We start from the raw sequence: 14,356 nt of genomic DNA, 5'->3' as shown, positions 1-14,356 counted from the left end.
CCGCCGGCCGGGCGGTCAGTGCCGGGTAGGGGCTTTGCCGGACGGTGTCGCCGCGGCGTCAGGACCAAACGTTTCCCCGGCCAGCCGGATGAAATCCGCGACGAGGACAGAGGGGTCGTCGCGCCAGCATGCGAGGAGCACCGAAATCGGCGGGGCATCGCGGACCGGACGGTACGCGATCCCGGGCCGCGGATTCTGTGCCGCTGTTGCCTCTGAGGACATGCCAATGGCCTGTCCCGTGGAGATCAGCGTCAGCCATTCGTCGACACCCTGCACCAGCCGCACCGACGCCGGCCCGGGGACGCCGGACCAGAGATCTTCCGTGGTGGTGCCTGTACGGTGGTCGACGGCGATCGTTCGGCCGGCGAAGTCGGACATGCGCAGCGTCCGCCTCCGGGCCAGCGGGTCTGCCCGGGCCACAGCGGCGAAGCGCGCTTCCGTTCCGATGGCCGTGACCGCGAAGCGGTGATCGTTGAGGGCGCGCCTGACCACGGCCACCTCTACGGACCCATTCGCCAGGCCGCCGGACGGCGAACTGGACTGCACCCAGATCAGCCGGACCCCCGGGTGGGTTTCTTCCCATTTCCGCTGCAAGGCCACGGTACGGCGGCCGAGGGCGGACCACGCGTAGCTCACCCTGAGCTCCCCGCTTTGGTCCAGGGCGACGTGTTCAAGCAGCGCGACCTCGTCGAGGACGCGGCGGGCGTGTTCGATGACCCGTTCCCCGGCTGGCGTCGGAACTAGCGTGCGGGTGGTGCGTTGCAGAACGCGCAGGCCAAGAGCCTGCTCCAAGGCTGCGACGGACCGCGAAACCGCCGCCTGGGACGTCCCGAGCGCGATGGCGGCGTCGGTGAAAGTCTGAGCGTCCATCACAGCCACGAGGGCACGGAGATACCGCAGCTCAACATTCATACGCTCATCGTATAGAACGACTATCGGACGCATTTTTCGCTGCGCGGTTCTGCCCGGAAACTTCTGTCTTATGGAAGCTTCTTCAGCAGTCAGCGCGGTCCCGGCCCCGGGCAGCACCGGCGCGGCCGCGACGCGGCCGTCGTTGCTTCGTGGCGTGCTGACCATGACCGGCAGCGGGTTCAGCAACCAGCTCGGAGCGGGCATCGGCGCCCACGCCTTCCCCGTGATCGGGCCGGCCGGCGTCGTCGCCGTGCGCCAGCTGGTGGCCGCCGCGGTTCTCCTTCCGGCCGCCCGGCCTCCCTTTCACCGCTTCACGTGGCGGCAGTGGTGGCCCGTGCTCCTGCTGGGGGCGGCCACCGCGCTGATGAACATCTGCCTCTACGTCGCGATTGAACGGATCGGGCTCGGGCTGGCCGTCACGCTGGAATTCCTCGGACCGCTGGCGGTCGCCCTGCTGGCGTCAAGGACCTGGCGGGACCTGTTGTGCGGGATCAGCGCAGGCCTGGGCGTTTTCGTCCTGGTGATGCCCGGACCGGCCAGCGATCTCGCCGGCATCGCCATCGCCATGACCGGTGCCGCCTGCTGGGCCGCCTACATTCTGTTGAACCGGGTTGCGGGCCAGCGGCTGCCCGGGCTACAGGCGCCGGCCGCGGCCGCCATCGTCTCCCTGGTGTTCTACCTGCCGGTGGCCGTCTATCTGCTCATGCACGGGGCCTTCGCCGGTCCTGCGCTGCTGTACGCTGCCGCTGCCGGCCTGCTCTGCTCCGTCATTCCCTACGCCGCCGATCTGATCGCCCTCCGGCACGTGCCGGCCGGATTCTTCGGCGTGTTCATGAGTATCAATCCCATCCTCGCCGCGGTCTCCGGGATCCTCGTGCTGGGGCAGATCCTCGACCTCCATGAATGGCTGGGCATCGCCCTGATCGTTGCCACGAACACTGTCGCCATCTGGCTGGCCGGGCGCAGGACCAAGGGCGCGGCGGCCCTGCCGGGTCGTCCACGGCTGATAGATTCGGGGTCATGACAGCTCCGGAGATCAACGTCAGGCCGGCAATCGAAGACGACGCTGCACGGCTGGCCGAGATCCACGTTGCCGCATGGCGGGCTACCTACCGCGGCATCATGACCGATGAGTACCTCGACGGACTCGACGTCGGCCGCGCAACGGCCGCATGGCGCCGCAACATCGTCGAGCCCCGCGACGGGACTATCCATTTGGTCGTCCAGAGCGGCGACGCGGTTGCCGGGTTCGCCATCCTGGGTCCGGCCCCCGCGGGCACGGCCCAGGGAACCGGGCAGCTGTATGCAATCAATGTGCATCCGGACTGGTGGGCGCAGGGCATCGGCTCCGTGCTGTTCGCGGCGGCCGAACAGAAGTTGATGGAACTCGGCTACGACCGGGCGTTTCTTTGGGTGGCGCAAGGCAACGGGCGGGCCATCAGCTTCTATGGAAACCGGGGCTGGCTCGCCGACGGAGGGACCCTGGAAGACGACAGGTTTTCCCCGGCCGTGGCCGAGGGCCGCCACAGCCGCACCTTTCCGACCCGACGGTAAGGGGCGCTATGACCGCGGTTCGGGCCATTAGGGCACAGAATTGGGTCTTTTTGATCGGTCCGCGCTGGCCTACCGTGGTCGGAGGGCGTTGCCCGGTCCGGGCGGCGGAAAACACGGGAGGTCCTGCCATGACAACGCACGTCGCGGACTGCAGCGTCGCCAACTGTTCGTTCAACGACCATTCGGCCTGCAACGCGGCCGCCATCACGGTCGGCGGCAGCGAGGACCACGCGTCCTGCGCCACCTTCATCGACACCGGAGCCCACGGCGGCCTGCCCAAGGTCCTGGCCGACGTCGGGGCATGCCAGCGTTCAGAATGCACCCACAACGACCACCTCATGTGCAAAGCCACCGAAGTGCACGTCGGTCCCGGCGCCGACAACGCCGACTGCCTCACGTACGCGCACAGATAGTCCAGCGGCTCCCGGCAGCTCCGCTGCTCCCGGCCGCCGGATGCGGTTGCCCCAGGCAATTACGCAAAGCTTTTGTAATCTAATTTTGCTTAGGTGAGGCTAATCTAATAACCTCATCGGGTGACCACGCAGCTTGATTTCAAGCGGGTGCCCTTTGCCGCCGATCTCGCGAGCTACGGGAACAGACCCGCCATCCTCACCGACACCCTGACGCTCACCTACCGGGAACTGGCCGAGCGCGTCCATGACCTGGCCGGCCGCCTCGGCACCGAGCGGCGCCTTGTCGCGCTGACCGCAGCCAACGACCTCGACTCGCTGGTAGCCTACCTGGCAGCTCTGACGGCCGGGCACCCGCTGATCCTCCTTCCCGAGGACAAGCCGGCGGCCCTGGACTCCCTCGTCGCCGCCTACGACCCCGACGTCGTCCTTCGCTCCGGGAACGGCCGGACGGTCCTCGAGGAACGCCGGCCCGGCACCCGCCATGAGCTGCATCCGGACCTGGCGCTCATGCTCAGCACCTCCGGATCCACCGGCTCACCCAAACTCGTCCGGCTCTCGCACGCGAACCTGCAGGCCAACGCCGAATCGATTGCCGAGTACCTGGGTATCGGCCCGGACGACCGTGCCGCCACGACGCTGCCCATGTCTTACTGCTACGGCCTGTCCGTGATCAACAGCCACCTGCTCCGGGGCGCCGGCCTGGTCCTGACAGGCCTGTCCGTGGTCGATCCGTGTTTCTGGCAGCTCTTCCGGCGCCACGGCGCCACCGCCCTGGCCGCTGTTCCCTACACCTTCGAGCTGCTGGAACGGGTCGGCTTCGCGGACATGGAGTTGCCCAGCCTGCGGTACGTCACCCAGGCGGGGGGCCGGCTGGCGCCGGACGCGGTGCGCCGCTACGCCGATCTGGGGCGCCGCCGCGGCTGGGACCTGTTCGTGATGTACGGCCAGACCGAGGCGACGGCCCGGATGGCGTACCTCCCTCCGGAACTGGCGGCCGATATTCCGGGGGCGGTCGGCATCCCTGTGCCGGGCGGCTCGTTCCGGATCGACCCCGTGCCGGGACTGCAGGACGGCGAACTTGTCTACACCGGCCCGAACGTCATGCTCGGCTATGCTTCCAGCCCGGCGGATCTCGCCGCCGGCCGCACGGTCACCGAGCTGCGCACCGGCGACCTCGCCCGGCTGCACCCGGCGGGCGTCTATGAGGTGGTGGGCCGGCGCAGCAGGTTCGTCAAGATCGTGGGACTGCGGGTTGACCTCGGCCAGGTGGAGCGGCTCCTGGCGGACCTCGGTGTCCGGGCCGCCAGTGCGGGGACGGACGACGGCGTCGTCGTCGCCGTTGAGGGCGACCACGACGCTCAGCTGCTGGGCAAAGTGCTGGCCCAGGGGGTGGGGCTGCCGCGTGCGGCCCTGGAGGTCCACGCCGTCGAACGCCTCCCGCGGCTGCCTACTGGCAAACTGGACTACCAGGCCGTGCTGGCCCTGTCCCGGCCGGAACCGGCGCCGCGAGCGGAAACTGGCGGCCCGGACACTGTCCGGACGATCTTCGAAGACGCCCTGGAGGTCGCCGGGATCGCGGACAGTGACACCTTTGTCTCCCTCGGCGGGGACTCCCTGTCCTACGTGGCCGCATCGGTCAGGCTGGAGCAGGCCCTGGGCCATCTTCCGGCGGACTGGCACCTGACCCCCGTCCGCGACCTGGAAGCCCGGACCCGCCCGGCGCGGGGCGGAAGGACGCGGCGGCTCTTTGCGCCGATAGAGACGGGCATCGTGCTGCGGGCCGTGGGGATCGTCCTGATTGTCAGCACGCACGTCGGGCTGTTCAGCTGGCAGGGCGCTGCCCATGTCCTGATGGCGGCGGCCGGGTACAACTTCGCACGCTTCCAGCTCGCAGGGGACCGGCTCCCGCGGTTGCGCCGGCAGCTGGGAGCACTGGCGAGAATCGTGGTGCCGAGCGTGGCGTTCATCGCGCTGGCCTACGTGGTCACGGACAACTACACACCCGCGAACATCGTGCTGCTCAACGCCGTCCTCGGCCCGGCGGCGGTGACCACCCAGTGGCATTTCTGGTTCATAGAAATTCTCGTCTACCTGATCCTGGGATCGACACTGCTGCTGGCTGTTCCGTGGGTGGACCGCGCCGAGCGCCGGTTCCCATTGCTCTTCCCGCTGGCGCTCACCGGCGCCGGGCTCCTCACCCGGTATGAACTCATACCCCCGGACGTGCCGCACACGGCGCCGGCATTGTGGCTCTTCGCCCTGGGCTGGGCCATTGCCCGGGCCCGGACCGTGGCGCGGCGCGGCTTGGTTTCGGCCGTTGCCGTCCTGACCGTTCCGGGGTTCTTCGACAACGCGGGCCGCGAATGCACGCTCCTGGCCGGAATCCTGCTGCTCATCTGGCTGCCCGGCATCCCGGTACCCAAGGGCCTCCGCCGCGTGACCGTGGTGCTGGCCAGCGCCTCCCTTTACGCCTACCTCGTCCACTGGGTGGTCTACCCGCCGCTCGCGGTGCTCAGCCCCGCGCTGGCCGTGGCAACCTCGCTCGCTGCGGGGGTGGCTTATTGGCTGGTCTGCACGCGCGTGGCCGGCGTGGCCGCCAGGGCGGTCAGGGCGGTCAGGGCGGTCAGGCGGGACAGGCAGCAGCGGCCCGCCGGGTCCTTGTGCGCTGCTCCTCGTACGGGTGGGGGTCGTACGTGAGAGCCTCGTCCCTGGATCGTGAAGACGTCGGGGGCGACGAAGGCGCATTATTCGTAGCGGAGGGCGTCGATGGGGTTTTGCCGCGCTGCACGCCAGGCCGGGAGGGTTCCGGCGATGAAGGCGATGGCCATGACCAGGACGATGACGCCCGCCACGGTGCCGGGGGCGAAGGCGAGGATCTGCAGGCCTTCCAGATCGCTAAGCGGTCCCCGGGCGAGGGCGCCGCTGACAGCGGTGCCGAGCCCGATTGCGGCGGCGGAACCGATGGCGCTGCCCAGGAAGCCGATGAACGCCGCTTCGGTGCTGAAGAGCGCGAAGACGGAACCGCTGCCCATGCCCATGGCCTTCATGAGGCCGATTTCCCGGGTGCGTTCCTGCACGGACATCAGCAGGGTGTTCACGATCCCGAATCCGGCGGCGACCAGGGCGATGACGGCGAAGGCGTCCAGAACACCGATGATCCCGTTGATGACGGTCCTGACGGTGCCGATCCGGTCATCGAGGGTCTGGGCGGTGTAGCCGGCAGCGGCGAGCTTGCCTTTTATGTCGTTGATCTCGGCGGTGGTGGACGGCGCGAAGGTGGCGGTCGCACTCGCCCAGACCGATTTTGACGCGGCCGGTGCGCCGGTGCCCTGGGCATCGGCAAGTGCGGTTGAGAGGGATTTATTGATGAAGGCACCTCCGCCGCCGAGGAGGGCGCTCTGTTCGACGCCGGTGATGCGGGCGGTGATGGCGTGCGGTGTTCCGGTGGCGTCGGTGATACCGATGGTGGTGTCCTGGCCGACGGCCTGGTTGTTGTCCGCGAAGCCGAGCGGGCCCACGTAGCTGGAGGGAAGGATCAGCTGCGGCTCGGTTCCGGAATCGTCCAGGGGAGCACCGGCCGCGAGCTGGGGCTGGGCGCCGGCCAGGGGGCTGACCGACAGTTGGTACTTGTCGTGGTCGTTCCACTGGATGAAGTCCGGGCTGAGCCGGGTCACCGGGGTGACGCCGGTGATGCCCGGGATGGCGCCGATCGTGTTCAGGTCGGCCTGCCCCAAGGCCGGCTGGGTTGACCCCGGCCGGCCGCCGGCCGCGAGGACCCTGGTGCTGCCGTCGTATTTCCGTGGCCCGGAGCCGGGGTTGCCGCTGGTGTCGGTTTTGCTGACGGTGAAGGAGTTGCTGGAACCGACGGCGGCCACCTGGTTGTCGATGTAGTTGGAGATGCCGGTGCCCAGGCCATTGGTGATGGTCAGGGTGAATGCGCCGACGAAGATCGCCAGGATGGTCAGCAGCGTGCGCAACTTGCTGCGGAAGCTGTTCGCCATGGCGGTCTTCAGGATTTCGAGCGGGTTCATGCCGCGTGCTCCTCGTCGGTGTTGATCAGCAGGCCGTCGCGGATATAGAGACGGCGGTTGAAGCGGGCGGCGAGGTCGTGGTCGTGGGTCACGGTGATCAGCGTGATGCCGTGGTTGGCATTGAGGTCGAACAGGATGTCCTCGACGATGCGCCCTGTGGACGTGTCGAGGTTGCCGGTGGGCTCGTCAGCGAACAGGACCTGGGGATTGTTGATCAGGGCCCGCGCGATCACGACCCGTTGCTTCTGGCCGCCGGACAGGTTGGCGGCCTTGTTGCGCGCCTTGTCGCCCAGTTCGAGTTGGTCCAGGACGGCCATTCCGCGGGTGCGCCGTTCCCGGCTGCCGACGCCGGCGATCTTGAGGGGAAGGACGACGTTCTCCAGCACGCTGGAACCCGGGTTGAGGAAGAACTGCTGGAACACGAAACCGAACATCGTGTTCCGCAGCGCGTTGAGCCTGCGGCCGCTCAGGGTCTTCGCGTCAGTCCCGTTGACGTGGAGCTGCCCGCCGGCCGGGCTGTCCAGGAGCGCAAGGATATGCATCAGCGTGGATTTGCCGGAGCCGCTCTTCCCCACGATCGCCACGGACTCGCCGTGGTCGATCTCCAGGGTGACACCCTTGAGGGCGTCGAAGCGGTCGGGCCCGCGCCCGTAGGTCTTGGTGAGGCCCTGGGCAGCCAGGATTGGCACAGACATGGGGTTCCAATCAGGTGGTGGGAATACATGATGGTCAGGAAAGAGGGGCGGCACTCGTGACGGGGATATTCAGGACGGGGCGAGTCCGAATCTCTGGAACAGCAGCGGCAGCCCGGCATGAAGGCCATAGCCCACAGCGTCCCCGCGATGTCCGATCCCGGGCCCAACGAACCGGTAGGTTGTCATGCCTGCGGCCTTCGCGTCCTTTTCGGCCCACGCGCTCTGCGGCCCGTACTTCGAGTCAAGGGCCCCGCTGGTGAAGATGGCGAGCTCATCGGTGTACTTGTGGGCCTTGAGGATCGTTGCGGGCTTCTCCGCGGTGAACGCGGCCTGGTTGCCGCCGAAAACGGTCTTCACCGTGTTCGCGGCGGTGCCGTCCACGGGTTCCAGCTCGCCCGAGATGTCCAGGAGCGAGCCGAAAATCTCCGGCCGCTTGGCCGCGAACGAGAGAGCGCATTCGCCGCCGTTGGAGTATCCGGCCACGGCCCACTGCGTCCGGTCACTGGCCACGTTGAGGTTCTTGCGGATGTAGTTGACGACGTCGGTAGTGACGTAGGTGTAGACGTTGCCCTTGGCGGAGTCGACGCAGACCGGATTCTTGTAGGGATTGCCCAGCTGATCCACCGTGAGGAGCAGCGGCGCCAGCCCGTGGTTTTGCCGGGCAAAGCTGTCGAGTTCCTGGACGGCGGTTTTGCTCTGTTCGGGCCCGCCCGGCTGCCCCATCATCATGATGATGATCGGCAGCGGCGGAGGGTTGTCCACCAGCGCGGCGGGCGGCAGGTAGAGGAAGGCGTCCCGGGCGTGGAAGCCTGAGGCATCAGCCGGAATGGTGACTGATCCGCCTTGCCCGGCGTCCGGCATTCCGGCAGGCGGCGTCCAGCTCTTCCAGAGGACTGTTGCGGTTTGGGTTTGCGCCGCCGGGTTCAGTTTAGGCAGCGTCAAGTGCTTGGCCTGGTTGATGCCCAACATGGCACCCAGCGTCGGGTTCAGGCCGTATCCGGCGTTGATCCCGAGCGCTGCCGTCGCAACGAAAAGCAGGGAGGCGACGACGGCGGCCGCCTTCCGCCACCACCGGGACCGCCAGAGGCTCACGAGAGCAAGGCCGAGGCCGGCGAACGCGCAGATCACCCAGACCCGGGTGTCAGGGTCCAGCGGCAGGCCAAAGACGTTCAGCAGCATCTCGCAGACGACTAGAGCCACGGCGCCGGCCAGGGCCCCGGCAGCCGCGGCGAGGGCCGCCGTGACGATCCACCTCCGCCGTCCGGGCAGTTGCGGTGACTGCGGTGGCTGCGGTGCCGGGTCGCCGGCTTCGCCGGCCTGGGGCCGCTTCCGGGCAGGGCGTGGCAGCAACCCGGCACGCAGGAACAGGAAGAGGACCGCCATGGCGGACAGGGCATAGAAGGAAAAGAGCAACGCCTGATCAGTGACGCTGAAATCAAGGAGGGGCCCCACCGTGTTTCCTCCTGTCCGCGATTGGCGTACTGCCGGCGCTCCGCCGGGCCCGACGGCGCCAGCAGTAAATTGCAGGCGCATCCGGGGCTTTTATAGCACGCCAGCCGTAGCCGAAGCTGGGAGTTTGAGTGGTGCCAGCATCGTTCCCGCCCCGGGCCGACGCCGGGGGCGCACCGGCTGACGCTTCCTTTGCCGGCCCTGACGTCAGTGGTCAAATGGAAGCGACAGGATGGGCCTGCCGTGAGTGTCCCGAGGTCCTGAAAGGATTCGCCGTGCCAGAGTCGCCGCCCGTTGCCGAGCCCAGGCGGTTCAGTCGCCGCAGGCCGGTGCGTTGGCTTCTCTCGGCGATGCGGGGGGCTCCCGTCACAGTGGCGTTCGTCGTCGCCTTCTGGACATTGGGGGTCCTGAGCTCAAGCATCATGTCCGGGCCCGCGCCGCACTGGAGGGCGGGGGTGGCGATGACGGCGCAGTCGTTGCCGAATCACTGGTGGACGCCACTGACTGCAGCCTTCTGGGCCAGGGACCTGCCGGGCTATTTGGTGGGAACCGCGCTGGTGCTGGCGGCCTGCCTGCCGCTGGAACGGCTGATGGGCAGCAAGAGGTTCGCGCTCGCGGCCGTTCTGACCCAGCTCGCCGGACTCCTCGCGGCCGAAGGATTCTGGGTGGCCACCCGGGCCCTGATGGGGGACTGGGCCCGGGAAATGAGCGGAACGTTCTTCCTGGGCCCGAGCGCCTTCGTCTGCGGGACCGCCATGGCCGCCACGGCTTCGATGGGCACCTTGTGGCGGCGGCGGTTCCGCCTGGGACTCTTCGGACTCCTGATTCTCCTGGCCCTCTACAACGGGGGATTCGCCGACCTCGCCCGGCTGGGGGCCGGAGCCGCGGGCGCGCTCCTGGGACCTGTTCTGCTGGGCCGCCGGCCCCGGCTCGTGCGTCCGGTGAGTTCACGGCACGAGGGCCGGGTGCTGGTGGCCCTGCTCGTGGCCGTATCGGCCGTCGGTCCGGTGGTTGCCGGGCTGGCTCCGCACGCCGTCGGGCCGCTCTCCGTTTTGCGCTACCTGTTCACGGATATCCGTCCCGTGGACCCCCAGGCGCTGCAGGCCATCTGTGCGGTCCCTGCCCAACATCGGGACTGTGAGGCCGCCCATCTGCAACTGAGGGCCGGGGCCGGCGCAATCTTCATGGCAATAGTCCCGTCGTTCCTGCTGCTCCTGCTCGCCGAGGGTCTCCGGCGCGGCCGGCGCTTCGCCTGGGGCGCCGCACTGGTGGTCCAGGCCGGGCTGTCCTTGCTGGCGCTCGTCGTCCTGGTCGGGGTGCTGCAGGCGGCAGGGCCGGACACGGTCGCGGGGGAGTTAGTGGATGCGAGCCAGCCCGGTCACAGCACCCAACCGGTGGCGCTTGTGGTCCCGCTTCTGGTCCCTGTCATGATCTTCGGCGTGCTGCTGGCATGCCGGAGGTTGTTTCCCGTCACAGCACCGCCCGGGACCTACACCAGGCTGGGCCTGCAGGTTTTGGGACTGGCCGTCGTTCTGGGGCTGATCTACATCGGGGCGGGGTTGGTCCTCTCAGCGGGGTTCACCCCGGTGCCCGCGCTCGCCGACCTGGTGGCTGACGCACCGGACCGGTTCCTGCCCCTGGGCTTCACAGTGGACGTTCCGCCGGCCTTCTTCCCCGAGAGCACCCTGGCAGTCCTGCTCTATGAGGGTGTCGGCATTGTGTTTTGGGCCGTCACAGGCGTGCTGGTGCTCAAATCGTTCGTCCGTCCCACGCATCCCAGGCACGGCGATGACAAGGACCGGGCCCTGGCCATTCTCACCTCCGAGGAAGGCAGTTCGATCTCCTGGATGACCATGTGGACCGGGAACACGTACTGGTTCTCCCGCGACGAACGGAGTTTTGTCGCTTACCGCGTGATTGCGGGCATCGCCCTGACGGCCGGCGGACCCGTCGGACCCAAGAGCCTGACGGCTGCGGCAGTGGAGGAGTTCTATGGCTTCTCCAGGTCCCACGGGTGGACGCCATGTTTCTACTCCGTGTCAGCGGACGTCCGGGATGCCGCCTCCGGCCTGGGCTGGGACTCTGTCCAAGTGGCCCAGGAGACCGTCCTGCCCCTGGACACCCTGTCGTTCACCGGCAAGAGGTTCCAGGACGTCCGCACGGCCTTGAACAACGCGGCCAAAGCCGGAATCCGTGCCGAATGGGTCAGGTATCCCACCGCCGGCCTGGGCATCCAAACCCAGATCCTGGCCATCTCCGAAGAATGGGTCGCGGACCGCAAGATGCCGGAAATGGGGTTTACCCTGGGCGGCATCGACGAACTGAACGACCCCGAAGTGCGCTGCCTGCTCGCCGTTGACGCCCAACAACAGGTGCATGCGGTCACCTCGTGGCTTCCGGTCTACCGGAACAGCCGGATCGTGGGCTGGACCCTGGATTTCATGAGGAGGCGCAGCACCGGCTTCCGGCCCGCCGTCGAGTTCCTGATTGCTTCCGCGGCAACCAGCCTCAAGGAGGAGGGCTGCGAATTTATTAGCCTTTCCGGGGCGCCGCTGGCGCGTGTGACGCCGGCCCCGCCGCCGGACGGCACCCCGGCACTCGCGCCGGGGACCGCCGGACTGGACCGGCTGCTGGATCGCCTGGGCTCCGCCCTGGAACCCGTCTACGGGTTCCGGTCCCTGTTGGCGTTCAAGACCAAGTTCCACCCCCGCTATGTCCCTCTCTACATGGTCTATCCGGACTCGGCGGCCCTGCCCGGGATCGCCAATGCCCTCACCCGCGCATACCTGCCGGACCTGTCGCTGGGCGAAGGGTTCCGGCTCGTTCGCAGCATCATGAGTGAACGGGTTGGTGCGGCGGGACGCGCCGCCCGGCGGCAGAACTGAGGGCGGGAGTCCCGGCTCAGCCGTCCTGGACGGCGGCTGACATGTCGCCGACGCCGGGCGTGCCTTCGGCGAGTGCGTAGCGCTGCATCACGGCGCCCTTCGGTGAGGCGATGACAGGTTCGATAAGTCTGAGGTTTGTCGGAACCACCCCGTCGGCGAAGACCTTCTTTCCACTGCCGAGGAGGATCGGATAGACCCACAGGGTGAGCCGGTCAAAGAGCCGCTCGGCGAACAGGGTCTGCGCGAAGTCGAGACTGCCGATCACATGGATGTGCTCGTGCCGGTTGCGCAGTGCACGCACGGAAGCGACGACATCGGGACCGAGCAGAGTCGAGTCGGCCCAGTCGAGGCCGGGTGCCTGGCGGGAGGCCACGTACTTCGGGATGCGGTTGAATAGGCGCGCAATGTTCCCGTCCTGGTGCGGCCAGTAGGAGGCGAAGATGTCGTAAGTGCGGCGCCCCAGCAGCAGCGCGTCCATTCCCGCCATCCCGGATTCGACCTGCCCGCCGACGACGTCGTCGAAGAGCGGCGCCTGCCAGCCGCCGAAGGCGAACCCGTTCCCGGCGTCCTCGTCCGGGCCGCCGGGCGCCTGCGCGACGCCGTCGAGAGTAGTGAACAGGTCAATATGGATCAGCCCCATGCCGTGCTCTTTCCCTGCCGCCCGTCATCGCCCCGACGACGGGATCATTTCGAGGGTACGCCGTCCGTGCCGCTTCCGAGAAGGCTCCGGTTCAGGGCCGCACCGTCGGCCATGAGGTCTTCGACCGCCACACCCAGATGCCTGTCGGCAACCGAAACGCCTTCCAGTGCTGCGGCCACGACCGCCCTGCGGACGAGTTCGCGTGCGAACGAGGCGGTGGTCCCCTCGGTGCGCGCAGCCGCAGCCTCAACCGCGTCAGGGCTGAACGGAACGTCGCGGGCGTACAACTTGATTAAGGAGACACGCTCCGGCAGGGCCGGGAGGGGAATCTCCACGGCAAGGTCCACGCGCCCGGGACGCTGCGCCAAGGCGCGTTCCAGCATGTCCACGCGGTTGGTGGTGAGGATGAACGCGACGTCGGCGTCGCTGGCCAGACCATCCATGGCATCGAGCACCTCAAAGAGCAGGGGCTGGGGACCGTGACCAAAGCTCCGGTCCTCGGCGATGAGGTCACAGTCCTCGAGAACGACGATGGAGGGCTGGAGGGCCCGGGCCATGGCCGCGGCCTCCGAGATCCGGGCGAGCGATCCTCCTGACAGGAGGATCGCAGTGACGCCGTCGCTCCGGCCCAGCAGGTACCGTACGGTGTGCGTCTTGCCGGTCCCCGGTTTGCCGTAGAGCAGGATCCCGCGCTTGAGGTGCTGGCCGTGTCTCTTGATGGACTCCCGGTGCTCAGCGATTCCCACAACGTGGTCAGTCACCTTGGTAAGGAGACCAGCGGGAAATACGACGGCGTCCCCTGCCAAGGTGGGGCGGGCGTGGAAGGTTATCCCGGCGGCGCTGGGACCGTACTCGCCCATCACGAGCGAAATGACCTGACCCTTGAGTACGCTTCGGTGCTGCATCCGCCGTCGGAACTCGGAGAGGAAGCGCGCGGCGTTGTCCGTGCTGCCGGCCAGGACTTCAAGCGACGCAACCTGCCGGCCGTACCGGGGAATGGCATCCCTTTGCAGCACCCCGATCGGGCTTCCTTCGTGGCTGAACAGCCAGAGTCCCAGCGCCACGGCTTGCCGCTGCTCGTCCGGACCGACAGCCAGGTTCGTGTAGTCGGGCTGGGCCAGGGGGAAGTGCGGATACATCAAGGACTGCTGCAGCATGTCGCTCAGCGACTGATGGTGGCGCTGGTCCCCGCCGCCGATCCCCGCCAGCCGGAAGCCGGGGTCTTCGCCGGCGAGGTCCGCCATGAGGATGTCAGCGTCCACGAACCGGTGCGGCGGTATCTCTTCCACCACGACGGACACAGATTCCGCCGGGACTCCCAAATGCTCGGTGAGCGTTGTGAGAAGCTGATTCCCGGCCTGCACCCGGTGCCGCCCGGACTGTGCCAGCTCCACCAAGCGTGCGAAATTGTCGACGAACTTCCCCAAAATTTCATCCATGCGCAGACCCTACCAGCACCCCCTCACGCCGGTTTCATCCCGCGAGCAGGGTGCTGGCTTCCTGGCGGGTGGTGCCGGAGTCCTGGATGCCGTCGGCGATGTGGGCGAGTTCGGCGGGGATGTCGCGGCCTTTTTTGCGCATGGCGGTGGCCCAGAGCCGGCCGGCGCGGTAGGAGGAGCGGACGAGGGGGCCGGACATGACGCCGAGGAAGCCGATTTCTTCGGCTTCGTGCTGGAGGTCGACGAATTCCTGGGGTTTGACCCAGCGGTCCACGGGGAGGTGGCGTTCGGAGGGGCGCAGGTACTGGGTGATGGTGATCAGGTCGCAGCCGGCCTCG

General features: G+C 67.9%; 11 protein-coding genes and 1 pseudogene. 5 read left to right on the top strand and 7 right to left on the bottom strand.

The annotated features are described in order from the left end of the window. Positions 1-15: 15 nt before the first annotated feature. A complete protein-coding gene (locus tag CFN17_RS05250; RefSeq protein ID WP_208750301.1) occupies positions 16-912 on the bottom strand; it encodes a LysR family transcriptional regulator in 897 nt (298 codons plus the stop codon). Between the two features lie 70 nt (positions 913-982). Here CFN17_RS05250 and CFN17_RS05245 point away from each other — a divergent pair, with 70 nt between their 5' ends. The 4 genes from CFN17_RS05245 (at position 983) to CFN17_RS05230 (ending at position 5,576) form a co-directional block, all read left to right on the top strand. After that, complete coding sequence (locus CFN17_RS05245; protein WP_208750300.1) at positions 983-1,936, top strand: DMT family transporter; 954 nt, start codon at positions 983-985, stop codon at positions 1,934-1,936. Next, complete coding sequence (locus tag CFN17_RS05240; RefSeq protein ID WP_208750299.1) at positions 1,933-2,466, top strand: GNAT family N-acetyltransferase; 534 nt, start codon at positions 1,933-1,935, stop codon at positions 2,464-2,466. The genes CFN17_RS05245 and CFN17_RS05240 overlap by 4 nt, the downstream gene beginning before the upstream one ends. Before the next feature lie 128 nt (positions 2,467-2,594). Then, positions 2,595-2,879, top strand: coding sequence for a DUF1540 domain-containing protein (locus tag CFN17_RS05235; protein ID WP_208750298.1), 285 nt, complete (start codon positions 2,595-2,597; stop codon positions 2,877-2,879). 120 nt (positions 2,880-2,999) lie between these two features. Further along, the gene (locus tag CFN17_RS05230) at positions 3,000-5,576 is read left to right on the top strand and encodes an AMP-binding protein (RefSeq protein ID WP_208750297.1); all 2,577 of its coding nucleotides are present in this window, start codon (positions 3,000-3,002) and stop codon (positions 5,574-5,576) included. Positions 5,577-5,623: 47 nt separating this feature from the next. On the opposite strand, the gene CFN17_RS05225 is transcribed toward CFN17_RS05230, so the two are convergent. From CFN17_RS05225 to CFN17_RS05215, 3 genes are all read right to left on the bottom strand, one after another. Continuing rightward, positions 5,624-6,910, bottom strand: coding sequence for an ABC transporter permease (locus tag CFN17_RS05225; RefSeq protein WP_208750296.1), 1,287 nt, complete (start codon positions 6,908-6,910; stop codon positions 5,624-5,626). Next, the gene (locus CFN17_RS05220) at positions 6,907-7,605 is read right to left on the bottom strand and encodes an ABC transporter ATP-binding protein (RefSeq protein ID WP_208750295.1); all 699 of its coding nucleotides are present in this window, start codon (positions 7,603-7,605) and stop codon (positions 6,907-6,909) included. The genes CFN17_RS05225 and CFN17_RS05220 overlap by 4 nt, the downstream gene beginning before the upstream one ends. 69 nt (positions 7,606-7,674) lie before the next feature. Beyond that, positions 7,675-9,057 carry an esterase family protein gene (locus CFN17_RS05215; protein WP_208750294.1) on the bottom strand — a complete coding sequence of 461 codons (1,383 nt, stop codon included), beginning with the start codon at positions 9,055-9,057 and terminating at the stop codon, positions 7,675-7,677. A gap of 419 nt (positions 9,058-9,476) precedes the next feature. Here CFN17_RS05215 and CFN17_RS05210 point away from each other — a divergent pair, with 419 nt between their 5' ends. Continuing rightward, complete coding sequence (locus tag CFN17_RS05210) at positions 9,477-11,939, top strand: bifunctional lysylphosphatidylglycerol flippase/synthetase MprF (RefSeq protein ID WP_261792372.1); 2,463 nt, start codon at positions 9,477-9,479, stop codon at positions 11,937-11,939. A 16-nt stretch (positions 11,940-11,955) separates the two neighbouring features. Here CFN17_RS05210 and CFN17_RS05205 read toward each other — a convergent pair whose 3' ends face one another. From CFN17_RS05205 to CFN17_RS05195, 3 genes and pseudogenes are all read right to left on the bottom strand, one after another. Then, positions 11,956-12,579: a dihydrofolate reductase family protein gene (locus CFN17_RS05205; protein WP_208750292.1), complete on the bottom strand. Its 624-nt coding sequence runs from the start codon at positions 12,577-12,579 to the stop codon at positions 11,956-11,958. Positions 12,580-12,623: 44 nt separating this feature from the next. Further along, positions 12,624-14,018, bottom strand: a complete 1,395-nt coding sequence (locus CFN17_RS05200; protein ID WP_208750291.1) for an ATP-binding protein — start codon at positions 14,016-14,018, stop codon at positions 12,624-12,626. Between the two features lie 34 nt (positions 14,019-14,052). Next, positions 14,053-14,356 (bottom strand): annotated as a pseudogene (locus CFN17_RS05195) (lipoyl synthase); the annotation flags it as partial.

This window comes from Arthrobacter sp. PM3 (assembly GCF_003352915.1).
In the GTDB taxonomy this organism is placed as follows: Bacteria; Actinomycetota; Actinomycetes; order Actinomycetales; family Micrococcaceae; genus Arthrobacter.
The sequence above is the reverse complement of the archived record's forward strand: the minus strand, read 5'-3'. Positions and strand labels throughout refer to the sequence as shown.

Coding starts and splice junctions, on each gene's coding strand:
- CFN17_RS05205 (WP_208750292.1), bottom strand. CDS start 12,579: ATGGGGCTGATCCATATTGACCTGTTCACTACTCTCGACGGCGTCGCG.
- CFN17_RS05235 (WP_208750298.1), top strand. CDS start 2,595: ATGACAACGCACGTCGCGGACTGCAGCGTCGCCAACTGTTCGTTCAAC.
- CFN17_RS05240 (WP_208750299.1), top strand. CDS start 1,933: ATGACAGCTCCGGAGATCAACGTCAGGCCGGCAATCGAAGACGACGCT.
- CFN17_RS05225 (WP_208750296.1), bottom strand. CDS start 6,910: ATGAACCCGCTCGAAATCCTGAAGACCGCCATGGCGAACAGCTTCCGC.
- CFN17_RS05250 (WP_208750301.1), bottom strand. CDS start 912: ATGAATGTTGAGCTGCGGTATCTCCGTGCCCTCGTGGCTGTGATGGAC.
- CFN17_RS05210 (WP_261792372.1), top strand. CDS start 9,477: ATGTCCGGGCCCGCGCCGCACTGGAGGGCGGGGGTGGCGATGACGGCG.
- CFN17_RS05245 (WP_208750300.1), top strand. CDS start 983: ATGGAAGCTTCTTCAGCAGTCAGCGCGGTCCCGGCCCCGGGCAGCACC.
- CFN17_RS05220 (WP_208750295.1), bottom strand. CDS start 7,605: ATGTCTGTGCCAATCCTGGCTGCCCAGGGCCTCACCAAGACCTACGGG.
- CFN17_RS05200 (WP_208750291.1), bottom strand. CDS start 14,018: ATGGATGAAATTTTGGGGAAGTTCGTCGACAATTTCGCACGCTTGGTG.